This window comes from Streptomyces sp. TLI_185 (assembly GCF_003814765.1).
GTDB lineage: Bacteria > Actinomycetota > Actinomycetes > Streptomycetales > Streptomycetaceae > Streptomyces.
The window spans coordinates 5,069,025-5,095,331 of sequence record NZ_RKRB01000001.1 but is presented as its reverse complement, the minus strand read 5'-3'; the positions used below and the strand labels follow the sequence as shown (position 1 = coordinate 5,095,331).

Annotated in this window: 19 protein-coding genes, 1 tRNA gene, 1 other RNA gene and 2 pseudogenes; 11 read left to right on the top strand and 12 right to left on the bottom strand. The window is 70.7% G+C overall.

Annotation, left to right across the window (positions count from 1 at the left end; translation table 11 throughout):
* Nucleotides 1–18 precede the first annotated feature (18 nt).
* From EDD92_RS23400 to EDD92_RS23390, 3 genes are read left to right on the top strand one after another with little or no spacing between them, the layout of a single operon-like run.
* Nucleotides 19–1,335 carry a glycoside hydrolase family 36 protein gene (locus EDD92_RS23400; protein WP_123966122.1) on the top strand — a complete coding sequence of 439 codons (1,317 nt, stop codon included), beginning with the start codon at nt 19–21 and terminating at the stop codon, nt 1,333–1,335.
* Nucleotides 1,332–3,344 carry a beta-galactosidase gene (locus EDD92_RS23395; protein ID WP_123966121.1) on the top strand — a complete coding sequence of 671 codons (2,013 nt, stop codon included), beginning with the start codon at nt 1,332–1,334 and terminating at the stop codon, nt 3,342–3,344. Before EDD92_RS23400 ends, EDD92_RS23395 begins: the two co-directional genes overlap by 4 nt.
* A gap of 38 nt (nt 3,345–3,382) precedes the next feature.
* A complete protein-coding gene (locus EDD92_RS23390; RefSeq protein ID WP_123966120.1) occupies nt 3,383–4,159 on the top strand; it encodes an Fpg/Nei family DNA glycosylase in 777 nt (258 codons plus the stop codon).
* Here the strand turns inward: EDD92_RS23390 and EDD92_RS52145 are convergent.
* The gene (locus EDD92_RS52145) at nt 4,153–4,629 is read right to left on the bottom strand and encodes a hypothetical protein (RefSeq protein WP_311736774.1); all 477 of its coding nucleotides are present in this window, start codon (nt 4,627–4,629) and stop codon (nt 4,153–4,155) included. The two genes, EDD92_RS23390 and EDD92_RS52145, sit on opposite strands and share 7 nt — an antisense overlap.
* Nucleotides 4,630–4,724: 95 nt before the next feature.
* Here EDD92_RS52145 and EDD92_RS23380 point away from each other — a divergent pair, with 95 nt between their 5' ends.
* Both EDD92_RS23380 and EDD92_RS23375 read left to right on the top strand, forming a co-directional pair.
* On the top strand, nt 4,725–5,771 hold the full coding sequence (locus EDD92_RS23380; protein ID WP_123966119.1) for a LuxR C-terminal-related transcriptional regulator: 1,047 nt from the start codon (nt 4,725–4,727) through the stop codon (nt 5,769–5,771).
* 178 nt (nt 5,772–5,949) lie between these two features.
* Nucleotides 5,950–7,479 (top strand): cytochrome bc complex cytochrome b subunit, encoded by a 1,530-nt coding sequence (locus tag EDD92_RS23375; RefSeq protein WP_123966118.1) that lies wholly within the window; start codon nt 5,950–5,952, stop codon nt 7,477–7,479.
* Here EDD92_RS23375 and EDD92_RS23370 read toward each other — a convergent pair.
* From EDD92_RS23370 to EDD92_RS23345, 6 genes are all read right to left on the bottom strand, one after another.
* The gene (locus tag EDD92_RS23370) at nt 7,397–7,801 is read right to left on the bottom strand and encodes a cytochrome c oxidase subunit 4 (protein WP_123970506.1); all 405 of its coding nucleotides are present in this window, start codon (nt 7,799–7,801) and stop codon (nt 7,397–7,399) included. The genes EDD92_RS23375 and EDD92_RS23370 overlap by 83 nt on opposite strands.
* Nucleotides 7,798–9,477, bottom strand: a complete 1,680-nt coding sequence (ctaD, locus tag EDD92_RS23365) for a cytochrome c oxidase subunit I (protein ID WP_123966117.1) — start codon at nt 9,475–9,477, stop codon at nt 7,798–7,800. Before ctaD ends, EDD92_RS23370 begins: the two co-directional genes overlap by 4 nt.
* A gap of 90 nt (nt 9,478–9,567) precedes the next feature.
* Nucleotides 9,568–9,921: a hypothetical protein gene (locus tag EDD92_RS23360; RefSeq protein WP_399183773.1), complete on the bottom strand. Its 354-nt coding sequence runs from the start codon at nt 9,919–9,921 to the stop codon at nt 9,568–9,570.
* Nucleotides 9,922–10,009: 88 nt separating this feature from the next.
* On the bottom strand, nt 10,010–11,023 hold the full coding sequence (locus EDD92_RS23355; protein ID WP_123966116.1) for an iron-containing redox enzyme family protein: 1,014 nt from the start codon (nt 11,021–11,023) through the stop codon (nt 10,010–10,012).
* On the bottom strand, nt 11,020–11,241 hold the full coding sequence (locus EDD92_RS23350) for a CDGSH iron-sulfur domain-containing protein (protein ID WP_123966115.1): 222 nt from the start codon (nt 11,239–11,241) through the stop codon (nt 11,020–11,022). The genes EDD92_RS23355 and EDD92_RS23350 overlap by 4 nt, the downstream gene beginning before the upstream one ends.
* Nucleotides 11,225–11,902, bottom strand: coding sequence for a HemK2/MTQ2 family protein methyltransferase (locus tag EDD92_RS23345; protein WP_123966114.1), 678 nt, complete (start codon nt 11,900–11,902; stop codon nt 11,225–11,227). Before EDD92_RS23345 ends, EDD92_RS23350 begins: the two co-directional genes overlap by 17 nt.
* 317 nt (nt 11,903–12,219) lie before the next feature.
* Between EDD92_RS23345 and EDD92_RS23340 the strand changes: the two genes are divergently transcribed.
* Both EDD92_RS23340 and EDD92_RS23335 read left to right on the top strand, forming a co-directional pair.
* Complete coding sequence (locus tag EDD92_RS23340) at nt 12,220–15,429, top strand: bifunctional cytochrome P450/NADPH--P450 reductase (protein ID WP_123966113.1); 3,210 nt, start codon at nt 12,220–12,222, stop codon at nt 15,427–15,429.
* A gap of 177 nt (nt 15,430–15,606) precedes the next feature.
* A complete protein-coding gene (locus EDD92_RS23335) occupies nt 15,607–16,806 on the top strand; it encodes an MFS transporter (protein ID WP_123966112.1) in 1,200 nt (399 codons plus the stop codon).
* A gap of 209 nt (nt 16,807–17,015) precedes the next feature.
* On the opposite strand, the gene EDD92_RS23330 is transcribed toward EDD92_RS23335, so the two are convergent.
* From EDD92_RS23330 to EDD92_RS23320, 3 genes are all read right to left on the bottom strand, one after another.
* Nucleotides 17,016–17,639, bottom strand: a complete 624-nt coding sequence (locus tag EDD92_RS23330) for a TetR/AcrR family transcriptional regulator (RefSeq protein ID WP_123966111.1) — start codon at nt 17,637–17,639, stop codon at nt 17,016–17,018.
* A 161-nt stretch (nt 17,640–17,800) separates the two neighbouring features.
* Complete coding sequence (locus tag EDD92_RS23325) at nt 17,801–19,501, bottom strand: RICIN domain-containing protein (RefSeq protein ID WP_123966110.1); 1,701 nt, start codon at nt 19,499–19,501, stop codon at nt 17,801–17,803.
* Nucleotides 19,502–20,017: 516 nt separating this feature from the next.
* Nucleotides 20,018–21,439: an ATP-binding protein gene (locus EDD92_RS23320; RefSeq protein ID WP_123966109.1), complete on the bottom strand. Its 1,422-nt coding sequence runs from the start codon at nt 21,437–21,439 to the stop codon at nt 20,018–20,020.
* A gap of 180 nt (nt 21,440–21,619) precedes the next feature.
* On the opposite strand from EDD92_RS23320, the gene EDD92_RS49630 reads away from it, so the two are divergent.
* The 3 genes and pseudogenes from EDD92_RS49630 to EDD92_RS51265 all read left to right on the top strand — a co-directional run bounded on the left by EDD92_RS49630 (nt 21,620) and on the right by EDD92_RS51265 (nt 24,126).
* On the top strand, nt 21,620–22,099 hold the full coding sequence (locus EDD92_RS49630) for a hypothetical protein (protein WP_148096475.1): 480 nt from the start codon (nt 21,620–21,622) through the stop codon (nt 22,097–22,099).
* A 775-nt stretch (nt 22,100–22,874) separates the two neighbouring features.
* Nucleotides 22,875–23,542, top strand: a pseudogene (locus EDD92_RS51270) (replication initiator).
* A gap of 320 nt (nt 23,543–23,862) precedes the next feature.
* On the top strand, nt 23,863–24,126 hold the full coding sequence (locus EDD92_RS51265; RefSeq protein ID WP_260326700.1) for a hypothetical protein: 264 nt from the start codon (nt 23,863–23,865) through the stop codon (nt 24,124–24,126).
* Nucleotides 24,127–24,323: 197 nt separating this feature from the next.
* On the opposite strand, the gene EDD92_RS23300 is transcribed toward EDD92_RS51265, so the two are convergent.
* Nucleotides 24,324–24,411 (bottom strand) — tRNA-Ser (locus EDD92_RS23300).
* A gap of 73 nt (nt 24,412–24,484) precedes the next feature.
* On the opposite strand from EDD92_RS23300, the gene ffs reads away from it, so the two are divergent.
* Nucleotides 24,485–24,581: signal recognition particle sRNA small type (ffs, locus tag EDD92_RS23295), an RNA gene on the top strand.
* A 1,145-nt stretch (nt 24,582–25,726) separates the two neighbouring features.
* Here ffs and EDD92_RS52450 read toward each other — a convergent pair.
* Nucleotides 25,727–26,224: pseudogene (locus EDD92_RS52450) on the bottom strand (histidine phosphatase family protein); the annotation flags it as partial.
* Nucleotides 26,225–26,307: the final 83 nt, after the last annotated feature.

The following is a 26,307-nucleotide window of genomic DNA, read 5'->3' as shown; positions in this document are numbered from 1 at the left end:
TTTTTGAAAGAGACCTCCGTGCCGCACCACCCCTTCACCGCCGTCGCCTCCGTCCCCGTGGACCCGGCCAACGCCCGGGTCCACGAGGAGGGCTGGCAGTCCTGGAGCCCCAGCGGCGCCTATGCCCTCGGCGACAAGCCGTACCGCCCGACCAACGACAACTGGGCGACGGTCTGCTACCGCCCCGGCGTGACCGTCCCCGAGGGCACCTTCCAGGGCGAGGGCCTGCTGGCGCTCGACCCCGGCGACGGCGCCCCGGCCCGTCTGTGGGCGGCCGTCGATCCGACCGCCGAGGTGCCGTCCATCCGCCTGACCGTGACGGACGGCATCGCGGAGGTCACCGCCGACGGCGCGGTGAAGGAGTGGACGGGCACGGACGTCCAGGCGGCACTGGGCAGTTGGGCCGACAGCCTCGGCGTCGAGCCGCCGCGCCCGGCGCCGACCGTCTGGTGCTCCTGGTACGAGTACTTCACGAACGTCACCGAGGACGACATCCACGAGAACCTGCGTGCGATGGACACCCTCGACCTGCCGATCGACGTGGTCCAGATCGACGACGGCTACCAGAAGGCCCTCGGCGACTGGCTCACCCTCTCCGGCCGCTTCCGCTCCCGCGAGGGCATCGCGGACGCCATCCGTGCCCGCGGCCGCCGGGCCGGCATCTGGACGGCCCCCTTCCTGGTCGACCCGGCGAGCGACCTGGCCACGGAGCACCCCGACTGGCTGGTCCGCGACACCTCGGGCGGCTTCACCCACGCCGGCCGCAACTGGGGCCACGACCTGCGCGTCCTGGACACCACGCACCCCGGGGCGGCGGCGTACCTGACCGAGGTCTTCCGCACCCTGCGCACCGAGGGCTACGACTACTTCAAGGTCGACTTCCTGTACGCGGGCGCGCTGGACGGCGTACGTCACAAGGACGTCGATGCCCTCACCGCGTACCGCGAGGGCATCGAGCTGATCCGCGAGGCGATCGGCCCGGACGCGTACCTGCTGGGCTGCGGCGCCCCGATCCTGCCCTCGATCGGCCTGTTCGACGCGATGCGGGTGAGCCCCGACACGGGCCCGCACCGCCGCCCCGAGGCCGACGACTTCAGCCAGCCGGGCCAGGATCCGGCCGAGTTCACCGGCGCCGGACGCCAGTGGCAGCACGGTCGCCTCTGGGTCAACGACCCCGACTGCCTGATGGCCCGCCCGGCCGTGGAGACACGGGAACGCTGGGCGGCACACGTGGAGGCGACCGGCGGCCTGATGGCGTCCAGCGACCGCCTGATGTCCCTGGACGAGTGGGGTGTGGCCACCACCCGCCGCGTGCTCTCGGGAGCCGGGCGATGACCCGCGCCCTGAAGGTGCCGGGCATCGCGTACGGCGGCGACTACAACCCCGAGCAGTGGCCCGAGGAGGTCTGGGCCGAGGACATGCGCCTGATGGCCGAGGCCGGCGTCACCATGGTCAGCGTCAACATCTTCTCCTGGGCGCTGCTGGAACCCTCCGAGGGCGCGTACGACTTCTCGCGCCTCGACCGCATCCTCGACCTGCTCCACGCCCACGGGATCGCCGCCGACCTGGCGACCCCGACGGCGGCCCCGCCGGCCTGGTTCTTCGTGAAGCACCCGGAAGCGCTGCCGGTGGACAAGGACGGCCGCCGACTCTCGTACGGCAGCCGCCAGACGTTCTGCCCTTCGAGCCCCGCCTACCGCGAGGCGGCCCTGCGCATGGCCGGCGAGCTGGCCCGGCGGTACGCGGAGCACCCGGCGGTCGTGATGTGGCACGTCCACAACGAGTACGGCTGCCACAACCCGGAGTGCTACTGCGACACCAGCGCGGAGGCGTTCCGCGGCTGGCTGCGCGACCGCTACGACAGCCTGGACGCGCTCAACCACGCCTGGGGCACCACCTTCTGGAGCCAGTGGTACTACGACTGGGACCAGATCCTGCCCCCGCGCGCGACCGGCGCGGTCCCCAACCCCACCCACCAGCTGGACTGGCGCCGCTTCTGCAGCGACGCCCTGCTCTCGCTGTACGAGGCGGAGCGCGACGTCCTGCGGGAGGCCGCCCCGGAGACCCCCGCCACCACCAACTTCATGGTGATGTACAACTTCGACGCCCTCGACTACTGGCGCTGGGCGCCCGAGCTGGACATCGTCTCCAACGACCACTACCTCCAGTCCGCCGACCCGCAGTCGCAGATCGACATCGCCCTCAGCGGCGATCTGGTCCGCTCGCTCGCGGGCGGCCCGTGGCTCCTGATGGAGCACTCCACGGGCGCGGTGAACTGGCAGCCGGTCAACCGCGCCAAGACGGCGGGGGAGTTGCGCCGCAACGCCCTCGGTCATGTGGCGCGCGGCGCCGACGGCATCGCGTACTTCCAGTGGCGGGCGGCGAAGGCGGGCGCCGAGCAGTGGCACTCCGCGATGCTGCCGCACGCGGGCACCGACAGCCAGATCTGGCGTGACGTGGTGCAACTGGGCGCGGACCTGCGGGCGTTGGCGGAGGTGCGGGGTGCCACCGGCACCGCCGAGGTCGCCGTCGTCTGGGACTGGAACGCCCGTTGGGCCCTGGAACTCCCCTCGCAGCCCAGCGGCGAGCTGCACTTCCAGGACCTGGTCCGAGCCTGGTACGAGCCGCTGTGGCGCTCGGGCGTGGCGGTGGACTTCGTCCGCCCGGACGCGGATCTGTCGGCGTACCGCCTGGTCCTGGCCCCTTCGCTGTACCTGATCGACGACGCGGGCGCCGCCAACCTCACCGGCTTCGCGGAGCGCGGCGGCACGCTGGCGGTCGGCTTCCACAGCGGGATGGTGGACGCCAACTGCCATGTGCGGCTGGGAGGTTACCCGGGCGCGTTCCGGGAGGCCCTCGGCGTCCGCACGGACGAGCTGTTCCCGCTGCTGCCCGGGCAGACGGTGGCCCTGAGCGACGGCACCACGGGCACGCTCTGGTCGGAGCGGATACGGCTGGAGGGCGCGGAGGCGGTGACCTCGTACACGGACGGACCGCTGACCGGAGTGCCGGCGGTGACCCGCAATTCGTACGGCACGGGCACGGCCTGGTACGTGGCCACCCACCCGGACCCGGAGGCCCTGTCCGGCCTCCTGGAGCGCATCCGCGTCGAGGCCGGGGTGGAACCGGTGCGCTCCGCTCCCGCGGGCGTGGAGGCGGCCCTGCGGCGCGGCACCGAGGCCGACTACCTCTTCCTGATCAACCACACCGACCAGGACGCGGAGGTCGCCGTCTCCCCGGAGGCGACCGAGCTGCTGTCCGGGAAGCCGGTGGTCGCCGGGAGGGTGACCGTGGCGGCGAGGGAGGTCGTGGTGGTGCGGGAGCCACTCGTGGGTACCCGGTAGCGAAGTCGCCGGAGCCTCCCGTAGCGAGGTGAGCGGTCATGCCCGAGCTGCCGGACGTCGAGGGATTCCGGCGGGTCTTCGAGTCCTGCGCGAAGGGCCGGGTGATCCGGCAGGTCGACGTCCGTGACGCGGGCGTACTGCACGGGGTGAGCGCGCGGCGGCTGCGGGAGGCGCTGGAGGGCCGGCGCTTCACCGGGGCGGAGCGCCACGGGAAGTGGCTCCTGGCCCGCACCGGCGGGCCCACCCTCGTGCTCCACTTCGGCATGACGGGCCTGCTGGTCTGCACCCGCTCGGACGAGGAGGCCGCGCCCCACGACCGTGTCGTGTTTGTGGTGGGCGCGGACCGCCAGCTGCGCTACCGCGACCAGCGCAAGCTCCAGGGCCTGTGGCTGGCCGAGGACGAACCCGCTGTCGAACGGCTGCTGGCGAGGCAGGGCCCGGACGCGCTGGCCATGGACCGCGAGCGGTTCGGGGCCGCGCTCTGCGCCCGCCGCGGCACGATCAAGACGGTCCTCACCAATCAGTCCGTCGTCGCAGGCCTGGGCAATCTGCTGGCCGACGAGATCCTCTGGCGGGCGAGAGTGCGCCCGAGCGCCCACGCGAACGAGCTCACCGAGGCCGACTGCCGCCGCCTCTACACCCAGATGCGCCGCACCCTGCGCTCAGCGGTCCCCACCGGCCGCGTCCCACCCCGCGACTCCTGGCTCACCGGCCACCGCGACACCCCGTCCCCGCACTGCCCCCGCTGCGGCGAGCCATTGCGCCGCTCCCGTCTGGGCGGCCGTACGACGGTGTGGTGCGCGAAGTGTCAGTAGCTCATGCAGAGGCCGTCGTTCGGGCAGAACATGGCCCACACGGCGTTGTAGCCGGCCCTCACGGTCAGAGGATTCGGGTCGGGAGGGAAGTTGACGTTGGAACCCGGGTCGGGCGTGGCGGTGAAGGTGATCGTCGTTCCGACCGGGAAGCTCGCCTCGCACGGGCCGCTCGGGTTCGGCTGCGGCTGCGCGTCTTCGGCGTAGGGGTCCCACGCCGTCGTGTGGCAGTTGATCCCGGCCGGGTTGCTGGTGACGGTTCCGCCACCCCATCCGTCGCTGATCCACGCGGACACGGTGGCCCGCTGGGTCGCGGCGGGGAGGGCATGAACGGGCGCGGCGGTGCCGAGCGCCGCCGCCGCGGCGAGCAGGGTGGCCGCCATGACCGGCCGCCAGGCGCTACGGGCGCCGGCTCGGCGCCGAGCAGTCACGACGGGCTCGCCCGTCGCTGGGGGAAGGGGGTGGGTACTCATCGGTGTCTCCTCGAGTCCGATCTCCCCATTCTCGACAGCGGCCCGGCGCGGAGCCCATCCCAGAAATATGGGGAATTGCGTCGTACGCTCGATATATGGCGGTTCCTGTCGCCTACGCGCGGTCGCACGAGCGTGTCGTCCGCCTCTGCGAGGCCGGTGGCGACTCCCGGGACCTGCGTGTGCGGCTCCTCGAAGAGCTGCGCACCGCCACCGGCTTCGACGCGTACGCCTTCCTCCTCACCGACCCCGAGACCGCCGTGGGCTGCTCACCGGTGGCCGACGTGCCCTGCCTGCCGGAACTGCCCAGGATGACCCGCCTCAAGTACCTGAGCGCCATCGGCCGCTGGACGGCACTCGACGGCATCGCGCTGCTCAGCGAGCTCCCCGACCGCTCCGGCAGCCTGCTGTGGCGCGAGCTGCTGCACGGCTACGGCGTGCGGGACATCGCCTCGATGGTGTTCAGGGACCGCTTCGGCTGCTGGGGCTTCCTCGACCTCTACCGCTGCGACGGCGGCTTCAGCGCCGCAGAGGCCGAGTACCTGGCCCGCCTCACCGCCCCGGTGACCGCGGCCCTGCGCCGGAGCCAGGCGGAGACCTTCGTGGTGAGACCGTCCGGTGCGCCGCGCCCGGGTCCGCTGGTGCTGCTGCTCTCCCCCGACCTGCGGGTACTGGCCCGGACCCCGGAGACCTACGCCTGTCTGAGCCTGCTGGTGCCGCCCGAGCACGGTGGCCCGGAGGTGCCCGCGAGCGCCTACGACGTCGCCGCGCAGCTGCTGGCCGTCGAGGCAGGGGTCGACGCGAACCCGCCGCGCTCGCGGGTCCATCTGGCGGACGGTCTGTGGCTGACCCTGAGCGCCGCCCGGATCGGCGACGCCGCACCGCCGGCCCGGCGGCGGGCCATCGCCGTCACCATCGAGGAGACCTCACCGGGGGAGCGGCTCGCCGTGTTCGCCCGGGCCCACGCCCTGAGCCCCCGGGAGAGCGTCCTCCTCGGCCACCTCGCGAAGGGCCGCGACAGCCACGCCCTGGCCGGCCGGATGTGCCTCTTGGAGCACACCGTGCAGGACCACCTCAAGTCGATCTTCGCCAAGACGTCGACCAACAACCGCGGAATGCTGCTCGCCCGCGCCCTGGGAGCCTGAGTTCTGAGCGTCAGGCCGATCGGGTGCGGCACCTCCGGCGCACGAGTGTTTCGTGACCGAGGGGTACTCGCCGCGTGCGCTCCGGGCAACAGATGCCGGGAGCACGCGGTGTCGAAGGGAGAGCGGCCGTGACGTGGGTGCCCCACCAGGAAGCCGTGAGCCGCGCCGTGGGCCCGTCGTGACCGCGTCCGGACCTGCCCGCCCGCCCCACCCCGGGGAGCGGCTGGCGGACGCGGTGGACGCCCGGCTGCCCGTGTACGACGGGGGCGGCCGGCTGTTGCGCAAGGCGTTCCCGGACCACTGGTCGTTCCTGCTCGGCGAACTGGCGCTCTACAGCCTGCTCGTCCTGGTGCTGACCGGCGTGTGGCTGACGCTCTTCTTCAAGCCGGAGATGCGGGAAGTCGTCTACGACGGGCCGTACACCCCGCTGCGGGGCGTGCGCATGTCGGAGGCCTTCGACTCCACCCTGCACATCAGCTTCGACGTACGCGGCGGACTGCTGATCCGTCAGCTGCACCACTGGGCCGCCCTGGTGTTCGTCTCCGCGATCGGCCTCCACCTGCTGCGGATCTTCTTCACCGGCGCCTTCCGCAGGCCGCGCGAGCTGAACTGGGCCATCGGCCTCACGCTGTTCGTGCTCGCCCTGGCCGAGGGCTTCGCCGGCTACTCCCTGCCGGACGACCTGCTCTCCGGCACCGGCCTGCGCATCGCCCAGGGGATCATGCTGTCCATCCCCGTGGTGGGGACGTACATCGCCTTCTTCGTCTTCGGGGCCCAGTACCCGGGCCACGACGTCATTCCACGGCTGTACAGCCTGCACATCCTGCTGCTGCCGGGAGCGCTGATCGCCCTGGTCACAGTGCATCTGATCCTCGTCTTCCACCTCAAGCACACCCAGTGGCGCGGCCCGGGCCGCACCAACGCGAACGCCGTCGGCAGGCCCCTCCACCCGCGCTTCACGGCCTCGTCAGCCGGCCTGTCCCTGACCGTGTTCGGGGTGCTGGCCGTCCTCTCCGGCCTCGCGCAGATCAACCCGGTCTGGGTGTACGGCCCCTACCGGCCGGACCAGGCATCGACCGGGTCCCAGCCCGACTGGTACGTCGGCTTCCTGGAGGGCGCGCTGCGGCTCGTACCGCCGTGGGAGACCACCATCGCCGGTCACACCCTGATGTGGAACGTCCTGCTGCCCGCGGTCGTCCTGCCCGGACTGCTCTTCGCCGTGCTGTACGCCTACCCCTTCGTCGAGCAGCGGCTGACCGGCGAGTGGCTCAGCGAACAGCACCTGTGCGACCGGCCCCGCGAACGGCCCGTCCGCACCGGCCTCGGCGTCGCGGGCATCACGTTCTACGGCGTGCTGCTGCTGGCGGGCGGCAACGACGTGATCGCGGCGTCCTTCCGCATCTCGGTCAACACCCTCACCTGGATCCTGCGCATCGCCCTGATCGTGGGCCCGGTGCTCGCCTTCGTGGTCACCCGCGCGCTGTGCCACGCCCTCCTGGAGGCGGAACAGGAGCGTCTCACCGAGGGCGAGGAGACCGGAGAGGTGCGGCAGAGCGTGGCCGGGGGCTACGAGAGCGGCCACCGCCCCGTCACCGACTTCCGGCCGGGCGCCCCGCGCGCCCCGCTCAGTCCTGGGGACCGGCGCCCCGATCCACGTACTGGAACACCAGACCCAGAACTCCCCGGCCCAGCACGCCGAAGCCGATGAGGAACAGCCACAGGCCGTAGACCACGCCGGTCGCCATGACCGCGAAACCGAACGCGGTGACGATCGGCCAGGGGCTGTGCGGCGGGAAGAACTCCAGCGGCCCGGCGGCGTCGGCCACCTCGGCGTCGCCGCGGTCCTGGGGGCGCCGGCCGTGCCGGGCGTACTGCACGGCGCAGAAGAACGACACGAGCCCGGCCATGCCGAACGCCACGACGAGGGCCGCGGTGCCCGCCGGGTCCCAGTGCGACCACACGCCGTAGAGCGCCGCCGAGCCGCCGAAGAAGGCGGCCACGACACCGAAGAGCACGGCCTCCACCTTCACTGGAGTCCCTCCTGCCTGGCCTGCTGGACGACGTCGGGGTGGTGCAGGTCGAAGGCCGGGGACTCCGAGCGCACCCGGGGCAGCGCCGTGAAGTTGTGCCGGGGCGGCGGACAGGAGGTGGCCCACTCCAGGCCCCGCCCGTACCCCCAGGGGTCGTCCTCCTCGACGGTCCGCCTGTGGCGGGAGGTGTGCCACACGTTGTAGAGGAACGGCAGCGTGGACACGCCGAGCAGGAACGCGCCCGTCGACGACAGGGTGTTGAGCAGGGTGAACCCGTCGGTCGGCAGATAGTCGGCGTAGCGGCGCGGCATGCCCGACTCGCCCAGCCAGTGCTGCACGAGGAACGTCAGCTGGAACGCCGGGAACAGCAGCCAGAAGTGCAGCTTGCCCAGGCGCTCGTCGAGCATCTTCCCGGTGATCTTCGGCCACCAGAAGTAGAAGCCGCCGAACATCGCGAAGACCACGGTGCCGAAGAGCACGTAGTGCAGATGGGCCACCACGAAGTACGAGTCGGTGACGTGGAAGTCGAGCGGCGGCGAGGCCAGCAGCACCCCGCTGAGGCCGCCCAGCAGGAACGACACCAGGAATCCCAGCGACCACAACATTGGCGTCTCGAAGGAGACCGACCCGTGCACCATCGTCCCGATCCACGCGAAGAACTTGATGCCGGTGGGCACCGCGATCAGGAACGACATGATGGAGAAGAACGGCAGCAGTACGGCGCCGGTGGCGAACATGTGGTGCGCCCACACCACCGCCGACAGCATGGTGATGGTGGTCGTCGCCCCGATCATCGGCAGATAGCCGAACAGCGGCTTGCGCGAGAACACGGGGATGATCTCCGAGATGATGCCGAAGAACGGCAGCGCGACGATGTAGACCTCGGGATGCCCGAAGAACCAGAACAGGTGCTGCCACAGCAGGGCGCCGCCGTTGTGGGCGTCGAAGACGTGCGAGCCGAACTTCCGGTCGCACTCCAGGGCCAGCAGCGCGGCCGTGAGCACCGGGAACGCGGGCAGCACCAGGATGGACGTGAACAGCACGTTCCAGGTGAACATCGGCATCCGGAACATCGTCATGCCCGGGGCGCGCAGACACAGGATCGTGGTGATGAAGTTGACCGCGCCCAGCGTGGTCGACACCCCGGTGACCACCAGCCCCATCACCCACAGGTCGCCGCCGGCGCCGGGCGAGAAGTAGGCGCTGTTCAGCGGCGCGTAGGCGAACCAGCCGAAGGCCGCAGCGCCGCCCGGCACCACGAACCCCGACACGACCATCAGACCGCCGAACAGATACATCCAGTACGACAGCGCGTTGAGCCGGGGGAACGCCACGTCCGGGGCGCCGATCTGCAACGGCATCACGGCGTTCGCGAACCCGGCGAACATCGGAGTGGCGAACAGCAGCATCATGATCGTGCCGTGCTCGGTGAACAGCTGGTTGTAGGTGTGCTCGTTCATGAACTGCAGCCCCGGACGGGCCAGTTCGGCACGCATGCCGAGAGCGAGCAGACCGCCGAGGAGGAAGAAGCAGAACGCGGTCACCATGTACAGCCGGCCGATCACCTTGTGGTCGGTCGTCGAGGCCCAGGCGAGCAGCGTGCGCCCCAGCGGGACGGCGGCGCCGCGGGAGGCACGCCCCGCACCTTCGTCGAGGCGTTGCGACGCTTCGGTCATTGTTCTCCTCAGCCGTGCCGAGAGCGAGAAGCGCCTCGCGAGTGCCCGCCCCGACCGGCGGGAAACCAGCGACTCCTCCGCGTGCCGACGCTACCCACGCGTCGGGCGGCGCGGGCGCTGCCACGCCTCCGGAGCAGCCCCGGATCGCCCGGCCGCCACGCCGGGGGCGCGGCGCCGCCGTGCTTCGCGCCAGGCCCATCCGGCGCCGGGCACCCAGGAACGTCCGCCGGGCCCCCACCTCACCGGCAGAACCCGCAGGATCAGCCCGGTCCGGTGGTGCACCGCCCGCAGGACGTCCGCCCGGTCGGGCGCGTCGCGCACCACGGAGGTGGCGAACACCAAGGGATCCGGCGCGGCCCACCGGCCGGCCGTCTCCGCTGCCGCGCTCAACGCCGTGAGCAGCTGCTCGGAGCCTGCCTCTCCGAGGCGTCCGTCGTCCCTCACCTGCTCGGACAGGCGCAGGGCACTCCCGCCTCCGCGTCCCTCACCTCCAGCCGGACCGTGTTCGAACCGACGTCCAGCACGCTGAGTCTCATGGACCTCGGGGTCCCTCGTCCCGCCGCCGCCAGTCCGCCAGCAGCCTGGCCGCCAGGGCGTCCTCCAGGTGAGTGGTCGTGCGGATCCCGAAGACGACGTCGGCCTCCAGGCCCGGTTCGCTCTCCAGGAGGCCGCCCACGACGTCATGCCGTACGACCTGTTCGTGCACGGCGTCGGCCTCCACGTGCTCGGTGTAGAAGCGCACGGCCGCCGCTCCGGCCCCGGCCCGGCGCATCGCTTCGGCGAGGCGGCGGGAGGCCGGGGACGAGGTCACCTCGACGGCGGCGAAGTGCCCGACGAGCGCGCCGCGCAGCGCCCGGTGCAGACCGAACAGGGACATCAGATTGACGGTGGCGAGCGCCTCGGCGGGGGCGGCGTCGACGTAGTGCCCGTACGCCGTCTCCAGCCCCAGGTCCGCCATGAGGTCGGCGTACAGCTGCGCGTGGATCTCGTCCGCGCGGCCCGCGCCGAACTCGTCGAACTCGACCGCGACCATGGCGGCCTTGGCCCGCCCGTGCAGCCGGGGGATGACCCAGGCGTGCGGATCCGCTTCCTTGAGGTGGTAGAGCGAGCGCAGGGCCGCATACTCCCGCAGGTGGCGGAGATCGCCTTCGCCGCGCAGGAAGTGCGAGACGCTGCCGACGGCGTCCACCGGTTCGACCTGCAGTTCGTCCAGTGCCTGCCGGGCCGTGTCGGAGGCGACCACCGGCACGTCCGCGCGCAGTGCCCCGAGGAAGCGGTCCTCGATCTCGGCGCGGCAGGCCAGCAGACCGCTGTCCCACTCGAGCCCGTCGGGCACGCCCTGGAAGCCCTCGTAGTGCAGCTCGTAGAGGACGTAGAGGGCGAGCTGCAGGTCCTCGCCGTACGGCGGACAGCGCGCCGGGGGCGGAATGCCGTCGGGGGCCGGTCCCCGCAGCAGGGCCAGCACGGCGGCGGAGAGCGGGCCCCGCGGTTCGGGCAGTGGCGGCGGCCGGTGGCGCGACTGGTCGCGGGGGAGGGTCGTGCTCATTCGGGGCCGCCTTCACAGGGCCGCCCGCCGCGGCGGCGATGGCTGGTGTCGCACCAGGGGAACGTGCGGCTGCGGCGGCAGGTGCAGACGGCCACGGTGAAGCGCCGGGAGACCGTCACCTCGCCGTTCTCGTCCACCACTTCGACCGGTCCCTCGATGAGGAGGGGCCCGTCGCGCTGGACGCGAACCCGGCGGGGCCGGTCAGGTGTGTGCGGCACGGATCACCACCAGCTCCTCCGTCGTACCGCCGGCCGTCAGCCCCCGATCGCGCAGCCAGCCGAGCCGTGAACACAGCACGCGGCCGAACGGGAGCCGGGTCCGGTCCACGACCTCGGCCCGCAGACCGGCGTTCCCGAGGCGCGCCAGCGTGGCGTCGATACCGCACAGATGCGAGTGCACGATCAGCAGTGCGCCCGTCGGCCGCAGGAACGCGGACGCGGTGTCGCAGATGCGGTCGATCAGCAGCCGGCCGTCCGGACCGGCGTCCCAGGCCCGGGCGGCACCCACGGGCGGCGTCTCGTCCTGGGCGGGTACATAGGGCGGGTTGGCGACCACGAGATCGAAGCGGCGGCCGGGCACGGCCGAGGCGAGGTCGCCGTGGCGTACGCGCAGGGTCTGGCCGTTCAGCAGGGCGTTGAACCAGGTGGCCGCGACCGCCCGCCAGGAGATGTCGACCGCGGTGACCCGGCCGCCGAGCCGCGCCGCCTCCAGCGCGAGCACTCCGCTCCCGGTGCCGAGGTCCAGCACGTCCGTACGTTCCGTGATCGCCTCGCGGCACATCGCCCGCCGCAGCAGCCGGGTGTCGGTCTGCGGGGGATAGACGCCCCGCGGGACCCAGCAACGGGGCGGGGCGGCGACGATCGAGCGGCTGGTGGTCATGGGTGTCTCCATCAGCCTGGTGCCTTCCGCCGGGGACGAGCGCCACCGGGGCGAACCGGCAGCGTCCCACGGGTACCCCCTGACGACAGACGTAACGACCGGGCGCCGACGGGCCCGAACGCCACAGGGCCGGACCGCCAGGTCACACACCCGAGCGTGGGAACGACGCCCGCGCCCTCCCTCCCGATGCACTGACCGGCCCGACGGTTCTGTCGGTCGACCGTGTCAAGCAACACAATCACTCGACATTGTCGAGTGACAATGTCGCGGGTATGTTGATCGCAAGCGACAGCCGGTGCGGCACGAAAGGCAGACCCATGACCAAGACGTCCCTGCGTGGAACCGAGCCGATCCCCCAGCGTCCGGCCCTCCCGCTGGTCGGCCACGCGTTCAGCGTCCCCAGTGGTGCCGACGGCCTGCTCCATGTGATGAAGGAGGCCAAGGAGCTGGGGCCGCTCTTCCGGCTCCGGATCTTCGGCAACGACATCAACCTCGTCTCCGGACTGGACCTCGTCACCGAACTCGCCGACGAGACCCGCTTCCGCAAGAACGTCCACCCAGACCTCGTCCTCCTCCGGGCGATCGGCGGAGACGGGCTGTTCACGGCCTTCAACGACGAGCCGAACTGGCGCAAGGCGCACGACATCCTGATGCCGGCGTTCTCGCTCGGTGCGATGCGCGGCTACCACGCGACGATGCTCAAGGTCGCCCGGGAGCTGACAGGGAAGTGGGACCGGGCGGCAGGCACGGAGCCCGTGGACGTCGCCGCCGACATGACACGGCTCACCTTCGACACCATCGGCCTGTGCGGCTTCGGCTACGACTTCGAGTCGTTCGCCCGCGAAGAGGCGCACCCCTTCGTCACCTCGCTGTCACGGGCGCTCGGCTTCGCGCAGGCCAAAGGGGAGTCGATCCCCGGTACGGACCTCTTCAAGTGGCGGCAGGCCGAACAGTTCCGCGGCGACGTGACCCTGATGCAGGACCTGGTCGACGACGTGATCCGGCAGCGCAGGGCTTCCGGCGACCAGAGCACCGACGACCTGCTCGGGCGGATGCTGCACACCCGCGACGCCGTCACGGGCGAACCGCTCGACGACGTGAACATCCGTCACCAGGCGATCACGTTCCTCATCGCCGGGCACGAGACCACCAGCGGGGCGCTGTCCTTCGCGCTGTACTACCTGACCAAGCACCCCGAGGTCCTGGCCCGTGCCCAGGCGGAGGTCGACGCGCTGTGGGGCGACACGGACGCCCCCGAACCGGACTACGCGGACATCGGGAAGCTGACGTACATCCGTCAGGTGCTCAACGAGGGCCTGCGGTTGTGGCCCACGGCGCCCGTCTATGCGGTGGAGCCGCTGGAGGACACCGTCATCGGCGGGAAGTACGCCGTGCGCAAGGGGGAGTCGCTGCTGGTGCTCATCCCGCAGCTGCACCGGGACCCCGCCTGGGGCGAGAACGTCGAGCTGTTCGACCCCGACCGGTTCCTGCCCGAGCGGGAGGAAGCACGCCCCGTCCACTTGTTCAAGCCGTTCGGCAACGGCGAACGCGCCTGCATCGGCCGCCAGTTCGCGCTGCACGAGGCGACCCTGGTCCTCGCGCTCCTGGTGCACCGCTACCGCCTGATCGACCACACCGACTACCAGCTGAAGATCAAGCAGTCCCTCACCCTCAAGCCCGACGAGTTCACCCTCGACCTGGCCCGGCGGACCGCCGCGGAGCGGCGCCGGCCCGCTCCCGTGAACGGCGCACCCGCGGCCCTGGAGCGGCCCGCGGCCCGGCGCGTCACCGGCACCGCACTGACCCTCCTGCACGGCTCCAACCTGGGGACCTGCGCGGGCATCGCCCGGGATCTGGCCGAGGACGGCGGCGAACGCGGATTCACCGCGACCGTCACGCCCCTCAACGACGCGGTGGGCAAACTGACGCCCGACGCCGGACCCGTGGTGATCGTGGCCGCCTCCTACAACGGCAGGCCGACCGACGACGCCACGGACTTCGTCGCCTGGCTGGAAGGACTTGAGCCCGGCTCACTCGACGGAGTCCAGTACGCCGTACTCGGCGTCGGAGACCGCAACTGGGCCGCCACCTACCAGCGCGTCCCCACCCTCATCGACGAACGGCTCACCGCCGCGGGCGCCGTACGCCTGCTGGAGCGCGGTGCCGCCGACGCCTCCGGGGACTTCGGCGGCACCGTCGACCGGTGGACGGGTGACCTGTGGACCGCCCTGCTCGACCGGTACGGAGCCGACGGGCAGGCGGCCGCGGTGGAGACGGAGACCGACCAGGCCGCGGGGCTGTACGAGCTGCAGGACACGACCGACTCGGTCATCGGCGGGCTCGCGGCACGCCACGGCGTCCAGCCGATGGAGGTGCTCGACGCGTACGAACTGGTCGACATGGACCATGGGCTCGGCCGTTCCAAGCGCTTCGTGCGGCTGCGGCTGCCCGAGGGCGTCACCTACCGCACCGGCGACCACCTGGCCGTACTCCCGCGCAATCCCGACGCCCTGGTCCAGCGGGTCGCCGACCGGTTCGGTCTCGACCTGGACCGCACCGTCCGGCTGCGCGCCCGCCGCCGCAGCCGCAACATCCTGCCCGTCGACCGCCCGCTGACCCTGCGCCGGCTGCTGACCGACTTCGTCGAACTGCAGGACGCGGCGACCCAGGAGCAGGTCGCGGTGCTCGCCGAGCACACGGCCTGCCCACCGGAGAAGCGCCCCCTCGCCGAGCTGGCGGCGGCGGAACCCGAAGCCTTCCGTGAGCAGGTGACGGTCGCCGGGCGGAGCGTCCTGGACCTGCTGGAGCGCTACCACGCCTGCGAGTTGCCGTTCGAGCGCTTCCTCGAGCTGCTCCCCGTGCTGCGCCCGCGTCACTACTCGATCTCCTCCTCCGCGCAGGCGGCCCCGGGCGAGGTGGACCTGATGATCTCGTTGCTGGCGGCACCCCACCGCGGTGGCGAAGGAACGTTCAAGGGCATCGCCTCGCACTACATCCAGACCGTTCGGGCCGGGGACACCGTCCAGGCCAGGGTGCTTCCGTGCAGCGAGTCGTTCCGCCTGCCGCAGGACCCGTCCGTCCCCGTCATCCTGATCAGCGCCGGCACCGGTCTGGCCCCCTTCCGCGGAGCCGTCCTCGACCGCCACCACACCCGGTCGACCGGAATGCTGCTGTGCTACTTCGGCTGCGACCACCCCGCCGTCGACTACCTCCACCGCGAGGAACTCGAGCTGGCCGAGGCGGCCGGGGCCGTCAGCATGCGCCCCACCTTCGCCTGCGCGCCCGAGGACGGCGCCCGCTATGTGCAGGACCGCATCGCGAAGGAGAGCGACGAGGTCTGGGCCGCGCTGGAGGCCGGCGGACGCGTCTACATCTGCGGCGACGGCCGCCGCATGGCTCCCGCCGTGCGCGAGGCGTTCATGGCCGTCTACCGGAAGTACACGGGCGCGGACGACGAAGAGGCCACCGCCTGGCTCGCCGCCCTGATCGAGTCCGGCACCTACGTCGAGGACGTCTGGGCCGGCTGAACACACCGGATCCCCACCACGGGGCACGGACGTCCGCAGCGCCCGTGCCCCGTGCCCTCCCCGTTCCGAACGCCATCTGCTCCCCCCACGTGAGGTTCCCATGCTTGTCGCACGCTCCGCGGTCCGCCAAGGACCCGCGCTCTTCCCGTACTCGATCTCGTTGCAGCGGAGCGGCCGGTGAAGGCGCGCGGCGGCACCGCTCTCACCTTCGGTGTCGCGGTGGCGCTCATCGCCGGAGTGACGCTCGGCAACGGCGGCGCGAATGTGATGCCCGTCTTCGTCGACGACTTCGCCTCGCGCTTCGCCATGTCCAACTCCGGTGCCGGACTCGTCGCCGCGACCCAGCTGCTGGCGACCGCCGTCGTGACCCTGCTGCTGGCCCGACGGGCCGCGCGGCCGGGCCGCGCGGGGCTGACCCGCCTCGGCCTCGCCTGCGCGGGAGTCGGCTTCCTGGCCGCGACGGCAGCGCCCGACGCGGTGACCCTGATCCTGGCGAACCTGGTCCTGGGAGCAGGACTCGGTGCGGTCTACGCCGCGGCCACAGCGGCGCTCGCCGCCACCGACGACGCGGACAAGGCGTCGGCGGTCACCATCTCGGGGACGGTCGCGGTGACGGCGCTGCTGATCATGGCGGTTCCCGCAGCCAACCACGATCTGGGGGAGGGCACCGGGTTCGTCCTCATGGCGCTGTGCTGCATGGCCGCCTGGCCCCTCGTGCGCAGGCTTCCGGACGGCCCTCCGGCCTCCGGTGGCGCCTGCGACGGCGTGGAGGGCAAAGGCGTCGCGGCCCGCCCTTCGGTGATCCTGCTGGCCGGAACGGCGCTGCTGTGGGCAGTCACCCAGGGGGCCTGGTCGTACGCCGCGGTGCTGGGACGTCAGCACACCGCCATGTCGGACTCGCTCGTGTCGGCGGTCCTCGCGGTCTCGAGCGTGGTGGCACTCGTCGGCGCGGTCGTCGGCCCCGCAGCCGCACGCCGCTTCGGGCGCATGCGGTCGATGGCGGCGTTCGTCACCGCACAGGCCCTGGCGATGGCCGTCCTGATCTCCACCCACGACACCGTGCTCTTCATCGCCGCAGCCGTGCTCTGGCAGGGGTGCCAACTGGCCGTCCTGGTGCAGATGCTGGCCGCCGCCGCGCTCATCGACCCGACAGGGCGTCTGGTCGCGTCGCTCAGCGGTGCGGGCGCGCTGGGCACCGGCATCGGACCCCTGGCCGTCGGCGCCGTCCTGGACGCGGCGGGAGCCGGCGTACTCAGCATCCTTCTGGCCCTCGGCACCTTCGTCGCCTCTCTGCCCCTGCTCAGGATGGCGGTGGCAGGCGCGGGCGCCCCCGCCGAGCGTCACTCGGCTCCGTCGCCGGCCGCCGAGGCGGGTTGAGAGCATCCGGCGCCGGGGCCGAGTTCGGGTTGGCGACATGACCGTCAGCCGGGACTCGGCCCTTCGCCGTCGAGGCCCCCGCATGCGACAGCACCTCGACGACCGGGATCCAGAAGTACTCCCGGACGGACGCGGACGGCGGCCGTTCGCGTCGGCCGGTGGGCGCCGGCCACCCCGGCCCGTGTGAGTGGTGGCCGGTCGGTGCCTGGTCAGTCCACAGGTACGGTCACGAGGTCCAGCCGGCCGCCCGCCAGGGCCACGACGGCGGAGACCAGCGCTTGGAGCGCGGTGTGTTCACCGGCCTTGTCGGGCAGCGACAGGTGCTGCATGGTCAGTCCGTCGAAACCCGCGAGGAAGAACCGCGCGAGCGTCTCGGCCGGCTGGCGCAGTTGGTGGCCGGTGCGTTCGGCCGCCTCGTTCACCAGCTTCGTCGTCACGTCCACGATCCCGCCGTAGTGGCTGCGCAGGGCCTCGCTCAGGGAGGGGGTGCGCAGAGCGAACATGGACAGCTCGTTGAGCAGTAGGTAGCTGGTGGGCTGCTCACTCACGGTGCGCCACAGGGCGGCGGCGAGCGCCGCGACGGTCGCCTCGAAACCGGCGTCCTCGGGTGCCGCCCGCTCGACCTGGGCGACCAGGTCCTCGGTGAGCTGCTCCATGACGGCGCGGTAGAGCTCCTCTTTCGTGCCGAACGTGTAGTGCACGGTGGCCTGTGCGACGCCCAGCTCGGCAGCGATGGCGCGCGTGCTTCCGGCTGCGACGCCCTCCCTGGTCATGAGGGCGATGGCCGCTTTGATCAGTTGGGGGCGGCGTTCGGCCGCGGAGACGTGAGCCATGCTTGCATTATATCGACTTAGTCTGTTGGTTAAGTCGTTCGATCAAGTCGATGAGGATGCTGCTTGGCATCCCCCTCGCCGAAGCCGCCTCGACCGGCGCCCGCACCGACGAAAACGAATGCGACCCCATCCAAGAGAGGGGGTCGCATTCGCATTCTTGCCTACTTGAGCGCTGTACCGCCCGAGTTGTGATAGGCGATCGTCTTGTTGATCAGGTTTCCGCCGTCGGACTCGACCGTGGTCTGTTCCTGCTGCCCCGGACCGAAGAACAGGCCGGCGACATGGGCGTTCGCCACCTGGTCCATGTGTCCGAAGAACCAGTCCACCTTGTCGTCCTTGTAGTGCTGGAAGGTGTTGTTCTGCGCCGCGTTGCCCAGGGGGATCTGCCACAGGACCACCGGCTTGCCCACGGACTCGGCCATCGTCTTCCAGAACTTCAGCGTGTCAGCGGCCGTCTGGTCGGTCCAGAAGGTGTTACGGCCGCCGTGGGCCGGCTGTGCGTACCAGCCCGCGTCGCGGTCCGACACGTCGGAGACCAGGATGTCGGCGTCCTGCGCCCCGAGGCTCGCGTAGTCCTTGACGCATTTCTGGGTGTCGTTCTGCCAGTCCCAGCAGGTGAGGTGGAGCCCCGCGGCGGTGTTCGGCGCGTACTTGTGCGCCATCGAGATCAGGCAGCGGGAGAGTCCGGCGGCGCTGTTCTCCTGTGATCCGCAGTCCTTCGGATTCGCGGCCGAGACCTGCGCGGCAACCTTGTGCGGATCGCCGAGCGACCGGACGTAGCCCCAGAAGTCGGGCTCGATGTCGATCGCGTCGTGCGACGTGCCGATCTTCTGGAGGAAGAAACGGTAGTCGTTCAGGTACCGGGTGAGCAGGTCGACCCGGTTGATGGCCTTGACCTCACCCGGACCGTCGCCCTCGCCCGCCGCATCGCCGAGGTCGCGCAACGAGTACCAGCTCCACAGCATCTTCTGCGGACGCGAGCCGCCCTTGTACGTCGCCTGGGACGCCACCTCGTCCCGCCAGGTCACGTACGTGCCGGGCGCCGTGGTGCTGCCGTTCCAGCAGCCCCACCAGTTCGACCACCCGTCCTTGCACTTCGCTGCCGTGTAGTAGTCCGACGAGGGCGCGGGCTGGCTGTGCACATAGGCGTAGCGCGCGTCGAACGGCGCGGCGTTCGCCGAGGCGTCGGACATCGAGCCGCCGATGATCACCTTGTCACTGCCCATGAACCGCTTCGCCGAGCTGCCGCCACCACCCGCGGGCGACGGAGACGCGGACGAAGGTGAGGACGACGGGCGCGGGTCGCTCGGAGTCGGGCTCGCGGGAGCGCCGCTGCCCGGCGCGGTGGGCGTACCGCCGCCGCCGACACTCCCGACCGCGACGAGGCTCCACTGCTGATCGGCGCCGCCCCGGTCGCGGTCCTGGACGACGTTGCCCCCGTCGGCCTTGGCGGCCTTGCGGACACCGACAGCCATGCCACTGAAGCGATTGACCAAACGCACGTAGCCGTTCGACGACTTGGCCAGTTTGAACTGCTGGTTGGTGCCGTTCAGGTCTTTCCACTGCACGATGGCGGAGCCGGCGGTCTTCGACCAGCCGAGGTCGTCCAGCACCTTGCCGGAGGTCCGGTTCTGCAGCCGGTAGTGCCCGTCACCCGCGTCGATGAACCGCCACTGCTGGTTGCCCCCGCCGTGGCGCGCCCACTGCACCACCGCCGCGCCGTCGTTCCTGGCGGAGCCCCGGTCGTCCAGCACCTTGCCGCTGTTGCGGTTGACCAGCACGTACCACTTCTTCAGGTCCAGGGTTTTCTGCTCCGCCGAAGCCTGGCTGACCACGACAGCCGAGCCGGCCACGACCACCATGGCGAGACCCGCCCAAAGACCCCGACGCGCGAGCAACCGACGACCACGATGCTTCGTACGGCCACCGCGAGCGCCGCCGTCGGCACGGTGGCCGCCGCGGGACGCCACCGATGACGAGGGTGGACCGGGGACATGTCTGCGCTCTCGTTCCAGGGACATGCCTGTGCTCTCTTTCAACTGTTGCATCGGACCGGACCACTTGGCCGGACAACACTGAGTGGTCACAGAGGCCGCAAAGGTTGCCGCGAAGAGCCACAGACATTTCCGCCCCGACCGCTTCCCGTCCGCCACGGAGCGCGGCGCGGCGAACACCGGAGGTGGCGAAGGCCTGATGGCTGCGTGAGGGGGGTGCCCCCAGAACGCTTTCCCGTTGTTCGTCCGAGGGTTCGGGATGGTCAGCGACGTCTTGACCTGCGGCGCAATACGAGGCTGAGGGCAGGTAATGGACGGAGCTGAACGGCAGCGAATGCAGCCGGAACTGCAACCGGAACTGCAATCACAGGTCCAGCTTCCCCCTCACGCCCTGCGCCAGGCGCTGAGCAGTTCCTCGGGGCCGTATACCGCCTGAAGGCCGGAACAACCGACCCCGCTGCGAGAGACCGCCACGAGCGGCACGGGCTCGTCGGTGATCGCCGCCCGGTGCTTCTGCAGGGCGGCCAGGTCGTGGTGGTCGAACGCAGAGCTCTCCAGCCACTTGACCGAGCCGAGGAAGAGCAACTCCTTGGCCACCGGCTGCCGGTCCGCGCCCACCAGGTCGATTTCGATGTCGTTGCTGCGGGTCCAGTACCCGCCGATCGCTGGGACGGCGGGCAGGATCGCGTCCGGCAGAAGACGGGCAAGTGATTCCCGGACCAGGGGTTCGATCGCGCGGCCACGCCAGCTCGTCCACTGCTCCTGGATGCGGCTCAGGGTGAGATCTCCCCGCATACGCTCGATCTCCGCCATGTGCGGATCCAGAAACGCGAGCCAGAACCGCAGGTAGGGGTCGGCCACCCGGTAGCGGCGTTCCTTCGACGGCCGTAGGGAGAGGGGCAGTTCGGCTGCCACCGCTCGTTTCTCGGTCAGGACTTCGGTGGCCCGGGTGAGGGTGGTGTGGGCGATGCCGCCGGCGGCGCGCGCGATGTTGGTGAAGGTTCGCTCCCCGGATCCGATGGCCCGCAGTACTTCCCTGCTCATCGCCTGCGGTGGAAACTCCGCGGCCAGTGAGCGCTCGGCGGAGACCAGCAGTGCCGAGATCGGGTTGTCCAGCGAGTCGCGGAGGAACTCCCAGACATCCGCTCCGGCCCGCCACTCGGCGCAGATCAGAGGGAGTCCCCCCGTGATCAGGGCGGCGTCGAAGGCGGCCGCCGGTGACAGGTCGAGCATCTCGCCGATGTCGGCCGGGTTCAGCGGTCCCACGATCATTTCCCGGCCCCGCTGGTGAAAGGGACGGTCGTAGCTGTTCAGTGCCTCCATCATCGACAGATCGGACCCGACCAGGAGGAGAAGTACCGGCTTGCGGCTGAGCAGCCGGTCCCAGGCCCGCTGGAGCATGCCCTCGAAGGCGTCGATGCGGTCCATGAGATACGGGACCTCATCGATGACGACGACGCTGGGGGTGTCGTCGGGCAGGATCTCCGCGAGCAGCCTGAACGCCGCGTTCCACTGCCCCGGCGTCTCCTCCGAGAACAGTCCACGCTCCGGCAGGGTGGACCTGGCGACGGCGTCGAGGAGCTCCGTCAGTTCGTCCTCCGCCGTGCCGCCCGCCGCGGTGAAAAAGAGGTACGGCACCTCGGTGCGCCGGAGGAACTCCTCGACCAGGCTGGACTTGCCGACCCGCCGTCTTCCCCGCACGAGGATGCACTGCCCCGGCTTCGCCGACCCGACGGCATCGCGAACCCCCTGCAAGGCGTTGCCGAGCACGCTCAGCTCACGGTCCCGCCCGATGAAACGACGCACGCAGCCTCCCGATGTCAATAGTATCGGTAGAGATACTATCGGCATCGATACCATCCTGCCTCAGGATGCTGGACTCGGAGAGGGCGAGAACGCAATCGTTGTCTCGAAGGCGGCACCAGGCTTCGAGCCAGGGCGCCACTCGACCGTGAGGGCCGCTCGGGCGTCGATGGCCTGGGCGACTTGGCGGATGCCGATGCACGGCAGATGGGTTCCGGTGCGGTCGGCGTGGCCATGAGCAGCCGGTCTGCCAGCACGTTGAGGCCGGCATCGGCGCACTTGTCGACGGCGCAGCCGGACGTTCCTTCGGGGGGACGGGGACAGGAGTGGCCACCCTGTGCGGCAGGCGCTTTTCTGCCGCAGGGCGAGCTTGGACAGGCCGCGCGGGGCGGTCAGTTCGGCCGGGAGCGCGCGTTGTTGACGGCCACCAGCCGCGTGCCGGGCGGCACAGGTTCCAACGGGGCGTACGTCTGCCTGAGCTTGTGCGAAGAAGCTCCATTGACCGTTGGCGGGCAGATTGAGACCAGCGTGGCTGTACTCGCCATCCGTGTCGTCCAGGTTGTACGGGTTGATCGAGGAGGCAAACGGCGCACGCAGCAGGTGATCGACAACGACCCCGTGCCTTCGTTCATGCTGCGTCTGCGCGATCAGTCGGAGCCGTGAGGACTTCCGGCGTTGACGGCGCTCATTCCCAGCGTCGCCAGCGAAGCCAACGCGCAAGGTACGGACAGAGGTTGAGGTCTGGAGCGTGTCCACAGGCGGTCGGCTTTCGGCAGGATTGCACAGCACTGGCAAGGTCGAAGTCGGGTTACCCGCGACCTTCCAGGGAAGGATCTCGAGTGCATCTCAGTGGGTCGGGGAGGGCTGCTCATGAGCGGTACATCAGCGTCGCGCCACGACAGGACAGAGCCGGGGCCGCCCGAGCGCGGCTCCAATCGCTTCAGCGATGATCCCCCTGATCCCCTCGCCTCGCTGCTGGCCAAGGTCAACAGGGGGGAACACATTGCGGGACCTGGAGACAACCCGGGCGGCGAAGATCGTGACCCCCATGACGAGGAATGGCGGGAACATGATCGCCACGGCCCCTATGCGCAGGGGCGTCGCCGGAGGAACTAACGCGCAGGGCGGAGTCCCCGTCTGCCGCAACGCACGCGGGGACTTGGCCTGAGGGGTGCTCACCTGGGCGGGAGCGGGGCGGCTTGCAATTCGACGAGCAGACGGCGCGCGCCGCTTGATTTCCCTCAGGATTTGGCACGGGCTGATCGGCTGTTGTGGTTATGAGGCCGTACCCACATCAGTGCGGCTGAGCCCCCTGGCGTGTGGTGATAGCCGATTAGCCAGCCGCCGAAGTCGGTAGAGGAGGTCACCACCTGTCACGATCACCTCCGGGCTGCGTGGCGGCAAGGGCATCCCGGAGCACGTCGCGGCCCACCCGCGCGTGTTCGCCACCTTCACCGCCCCGAGCTTTGGCCCGGTGCACAACCGCCCCTCCAGCGGCCGTACTTGCCGCTGCGCGTCCACCACGACCAGGACGACGGCACCCTCGGCACCGCGCTTGCCCCAGACACGTACGACTTCGAGGCGGCCGTGCTCTGGAACGCCCACGCTGGTCAGCTCTGGCGCCGCTCCTCGACGTACCTGCGTCGAGAGGTCGCCAAGCGCGCGGGGCTCTCGCAGCGCCGTTTTCGTGACTACGCGCGCGTGTCGTTCGCCAAGGTCGCCGAGTACCAGAAGAGCGGCGCCGTCCACTTCCACGCCGTCATCCGGATCGATGGCGCTGGAGGCGGTGACACCCCGCCCCCGCTATGGGCCACCGCCGGGCTGCTCACCGACGCCATCCGCACTGCGACAGCCAATGTCCGCGTGGACGGTCCGGTCATCGACAGGCGCACTCACACCTTCACCTTCGGCCGCCAACTCGACGTCCACACCATCAAATCCGCCGACTTCGACGGCGGCCAGGACCTCACCGAGCGAGCAGTCGCCGCGTACATCGCCAAGTACGCCACCAAAGGCGCCGAAACCGCGACAGGAACTCTCGACCGCCCACTGAGGTTCGCCGCCGAACTCGCCCAACTCGACATCAGCGACCAAGGCGCCGCCTGATCCGCCCCGCTTGGGACCTCGGCGCCCGCAAGAGCCTCGAACACCTCCGCCTGCGCGCCTGAGCCCACATGCGCGGCTTCCGCGGCCGCTTCTCCATTTACGGAGTCTCCTCGTGGAGGCGGCCAAGCTCCGCACCAGCGCCCGCTGGGTCGTCGCCCTGGCCCTCGGTCTCCGTCAAGGGGAAGCAGCCGGGCTCCACTGGGAAGACGTCGACCTGGACGCCGGGTACGCCCGCATCCGCAAATACCGACTCCGCCCCCAAGTACGCCCACGGCTGCAAAGACGACCCGTGCGGCCGGAAGGCCGGCTACTGCACTCAGATGCAGCAGACCCGCCGCGAGCACAAGTCCACCGAGCCCCATGTCGGACGTCACACGGTTGGTCTGCGCGACCCGCTGATCAAGCTCCTCCGCCATCACCAGGAGGTGCAGGAGGAGAAGAAGATCGCGGCCGGTGCGGACGGGCAGGACAAGGGATACGCGTTCGTCTCCCCGACCGGCGGCCCCCTCAGCCCGACCACCGACTTCCACACCTGGAAGCGACTCCTCAAAAAACGCTGGCGCACGAGACGGCCGTCTCCATGACGCTCGCCACACCGCGGCCCGCATGCGCGCCCGCTACATGCACGCGACCGGAACGCTGCCGCGGAAAGTTGCCCAGCAAGTCGGCGATGCCCTCTGGGAGCCGCCGAAGACCAACTGAGACGGAAACTGAGACGGACAACGTCGAAGGGCCCCACCGCGAACGGTGGGGCCCTTCGACATCGTGCCCGGTGAGGCACTGGCGGAGGATACGAGATTCGAACTCGTGAGGGGTTGCCCCCAACACGCTTTCCAAGCGTGCGCCCTAGGCCTCTAGGCGAATCCTCCGCCGGAAACATTACATGACGTCGGAGGGTGCTAGCGAACTCGTTCGGGCGCCCGGCGATCGGGTAGGGTGGGGTTCAGCCCCTCACGCGGCGCTATCTGACTGAACTCCCCCAGGGCCGGAAGGCAGCAAGGGTAGGTCGGCTCTGGCGGGTGCGTGGGGGGTCTTGTGTTTCCCGGACGTCGCCGACGTTTCCGATTCGGCCGTCGGGGACTCGTCGCGGCGGTGCGCGCGGAGGAAGATCCGCTCGTCGACGTAGACCGCGAGGAAGAAGACGAGCGCGACGCCCAGGCCGATGACCGAGGGGTGGCGGCCGGTCGTGGGGGTGAGGACCGCGGTCATGGCCAGCCACAGGAAGACGTTGGGCGTGTTCTGCGTGATGAACATGTCGCGGCCGAGGCCGGTGTCGTGCGGGCGCAGGCGGAGGAAGAGCGCCGTCAGCCCTCGGAGGGCCGTCAGGACCGTGGCGGTGACGGTCGTCGTCAGCAGCAGATGAGCGGCCTGCGCGGCCGTCAGACCCGTCGGCGGGGTCAGCGCGAACGTGGCCAGGCCCGCCAGGGGGATCAGGGCGAGGCCGCCCAGCCAGTTCCAGTTGGTGCTGAGGGCGCCCGCGCGGATCGGGTCGCGCCGGCGCAGGGCCTGGGCGCCCGCGCCGGGCAGGACGAGGGCGGCGAGCAGCACGGCCGCGTAGCTGAGCAGCGCAGGTTCCAGGGTGGCGAGCGTATGGGCCTGTGCCGTGCCGCCCGGCAGCATCACCGGGAGCGCCAGACCCGCCAGCAGCAGCACCGGAAGGGCCAGCGAGGCGGCCACTGTGTGGCGTACGGCGAAGAAGTAGTCGCCTCCCCAGAGGAGGGAGAGGGTGGGCACCACGAGGGCCGGGGGGAGCAGGAGGAAGAGGCCGGCCAACTCCAGGGGGAGGGAGTGGCCCGCCCAGAGCAGGATCAGCCCCAGGGCCAGGCGGGGCAGGAGCAGGGGCCAGGCCGTGTGGAGGCTCGCGAGTGGGCGGCGCAGAGTGTGCGGGTTGACGCGCAGCATGGCGAAGAAGGAGCCGATGGAGAGCAGGGCCGTCAGCGTCACGGTGAACACCAAGGCGGGCACGCGTACGCCCAGGGCGAGCTGTGCGGCCGTCCCAGCCCCGGCCGCTGCGGCGACCAGCAGCGGGAGGCGGATCTCGACGATCTCGCCGAGGTCGTTCAGCAGGCCGACAGCCGCCGGGCTGGCGACCGCACGGTGCAGGTCCTCTTCGGAGAGCGGGCGGGCGTTGGGGATCTTGAAATCGCGGTACGACTCGGGTCGGGCGCCCGCGACGACCAGAGCGAACATCTCCACGACGTACTTGTGGGCGACGACGAGGACGGTACGGCCCGCCCGGGAGGCGGGGAGCAGCACCTCGCTGTAGTACGCGGCCACGCGCGCGTACATCTCGCGCCAGGTCTCGCCGCCGGGGGGCCGTCCGGTCGGGGAGTGGAACGCCTCGGTGTAGCCGGCGAAGCCGATGGTCTTTTTCACCAGGCTCTTGTTGCGGCCGCTGTAGAGGCCGAAGTCGCGTTCCGTAAGGGCCTCGTCGATCGTGAACCGGTCCGGCGGCTCTGGCAGCCGGTCGGTGATCGTCCGGGCGGTCTCCTGGGCGCGGCGGAGGGTGGACGTGTGCACTTCGTCGATGCGTATGCCGCTCGCCGCGAGGGCGGCGACCCGGTCTGCCGCCTGCTCGGCCTGGCGCAGGCCGAGCGGGGTGAGCGGGGCGTCCAGCCGTCCGGCGAAGCGATTCTGTTCATTCGCCTGGGACTCACCATGGCGGATGAAGTAGAGGGGCATGAGTGTCCTTGCGGGGTGTGGGGGGGTGTGGGGGGTGTGAGGGGAGGGGTGGCAGGGGCACTGTGCGTTTGGTGTTGTATTTG

Coding starts and splice junctions, on each gene's coding strand:
- EDD92_RS23395 (WP_123966121.1), top strand. CDS start 1,332: ATGACCCGCGCCCTGAAGGTGCCGGGCATCGCGTACGGCGGCGACTAC.
- EDD92_RS23390 (WP_123966120.1), top strand. CDS start 3,383: ATGCCCGAGCTGCCGGACGTCGAGGGATTCCGGCGGGTCTTCGAGTCC.
- EDD92_RS52145 (WP_311736774.1), bottom strand. CDS start 4,629: ATGAGTACCCACCCCCTTCCCCCAGCGACGGGCGAGCCCGTCGTGACT.
- EDD92_RS23380 (WP_123966119.1), top strand. CDS start 4,725: ATGGCGGTTCCTGTCGCCTACGCGCGGTCGCACGAGCGTGTCGTCCGC.
- ctaD (WP_123966117.1), bottom strand. CDS start 9,477: ATGACCGAAGCGTCGCAACGCCTCGACGAAGGTGCGGGGCGTGCCTCC.
- EDD92_RS23355 (WP_123966116.1), bottom strand. CDS start 11,023: ATGAGCACGACCCTCCCCCGCGACCAGTCGCGCCACCGGCCGCCGCCA.
- EDD92_RS23345 (WP_123966114.1), bottom strand. CDS start 11,902: ATGACCACCAGCCGCTCGATCGTCGCCGCCCCGCCCCGTTGCTGGGTC.
- EDD92_RS23340 (WP_123966113.1), top strand. CDS start 12,220: ATGACCAAGACGTCCCTGCGTGGAACCGAGCCGATCCCCCAGCGTCCG.
- EDD92_RS23330 (WP_123966111.1), bottom strand. CDS start 17,639: ATGGCTCACGTCTCCGCGGCCGAACGCCGCCCCCAACTGATCAAAGCG.
- EDD92_RS23325 (WP_123966110.1), bottom strand. CDS start 19,501: ATGGTGGTCGTGGCCGGCTCGGCTGTCGTGGTCAGCCAGGCTTCGGCG.
- EDD92_RS51265 (WP_260326700.1), top strand. CDS start 23,863: ATGCAGCAGACCCGCCGCGAGCACAAGTCCACCGAGCCCCATGTCGGA.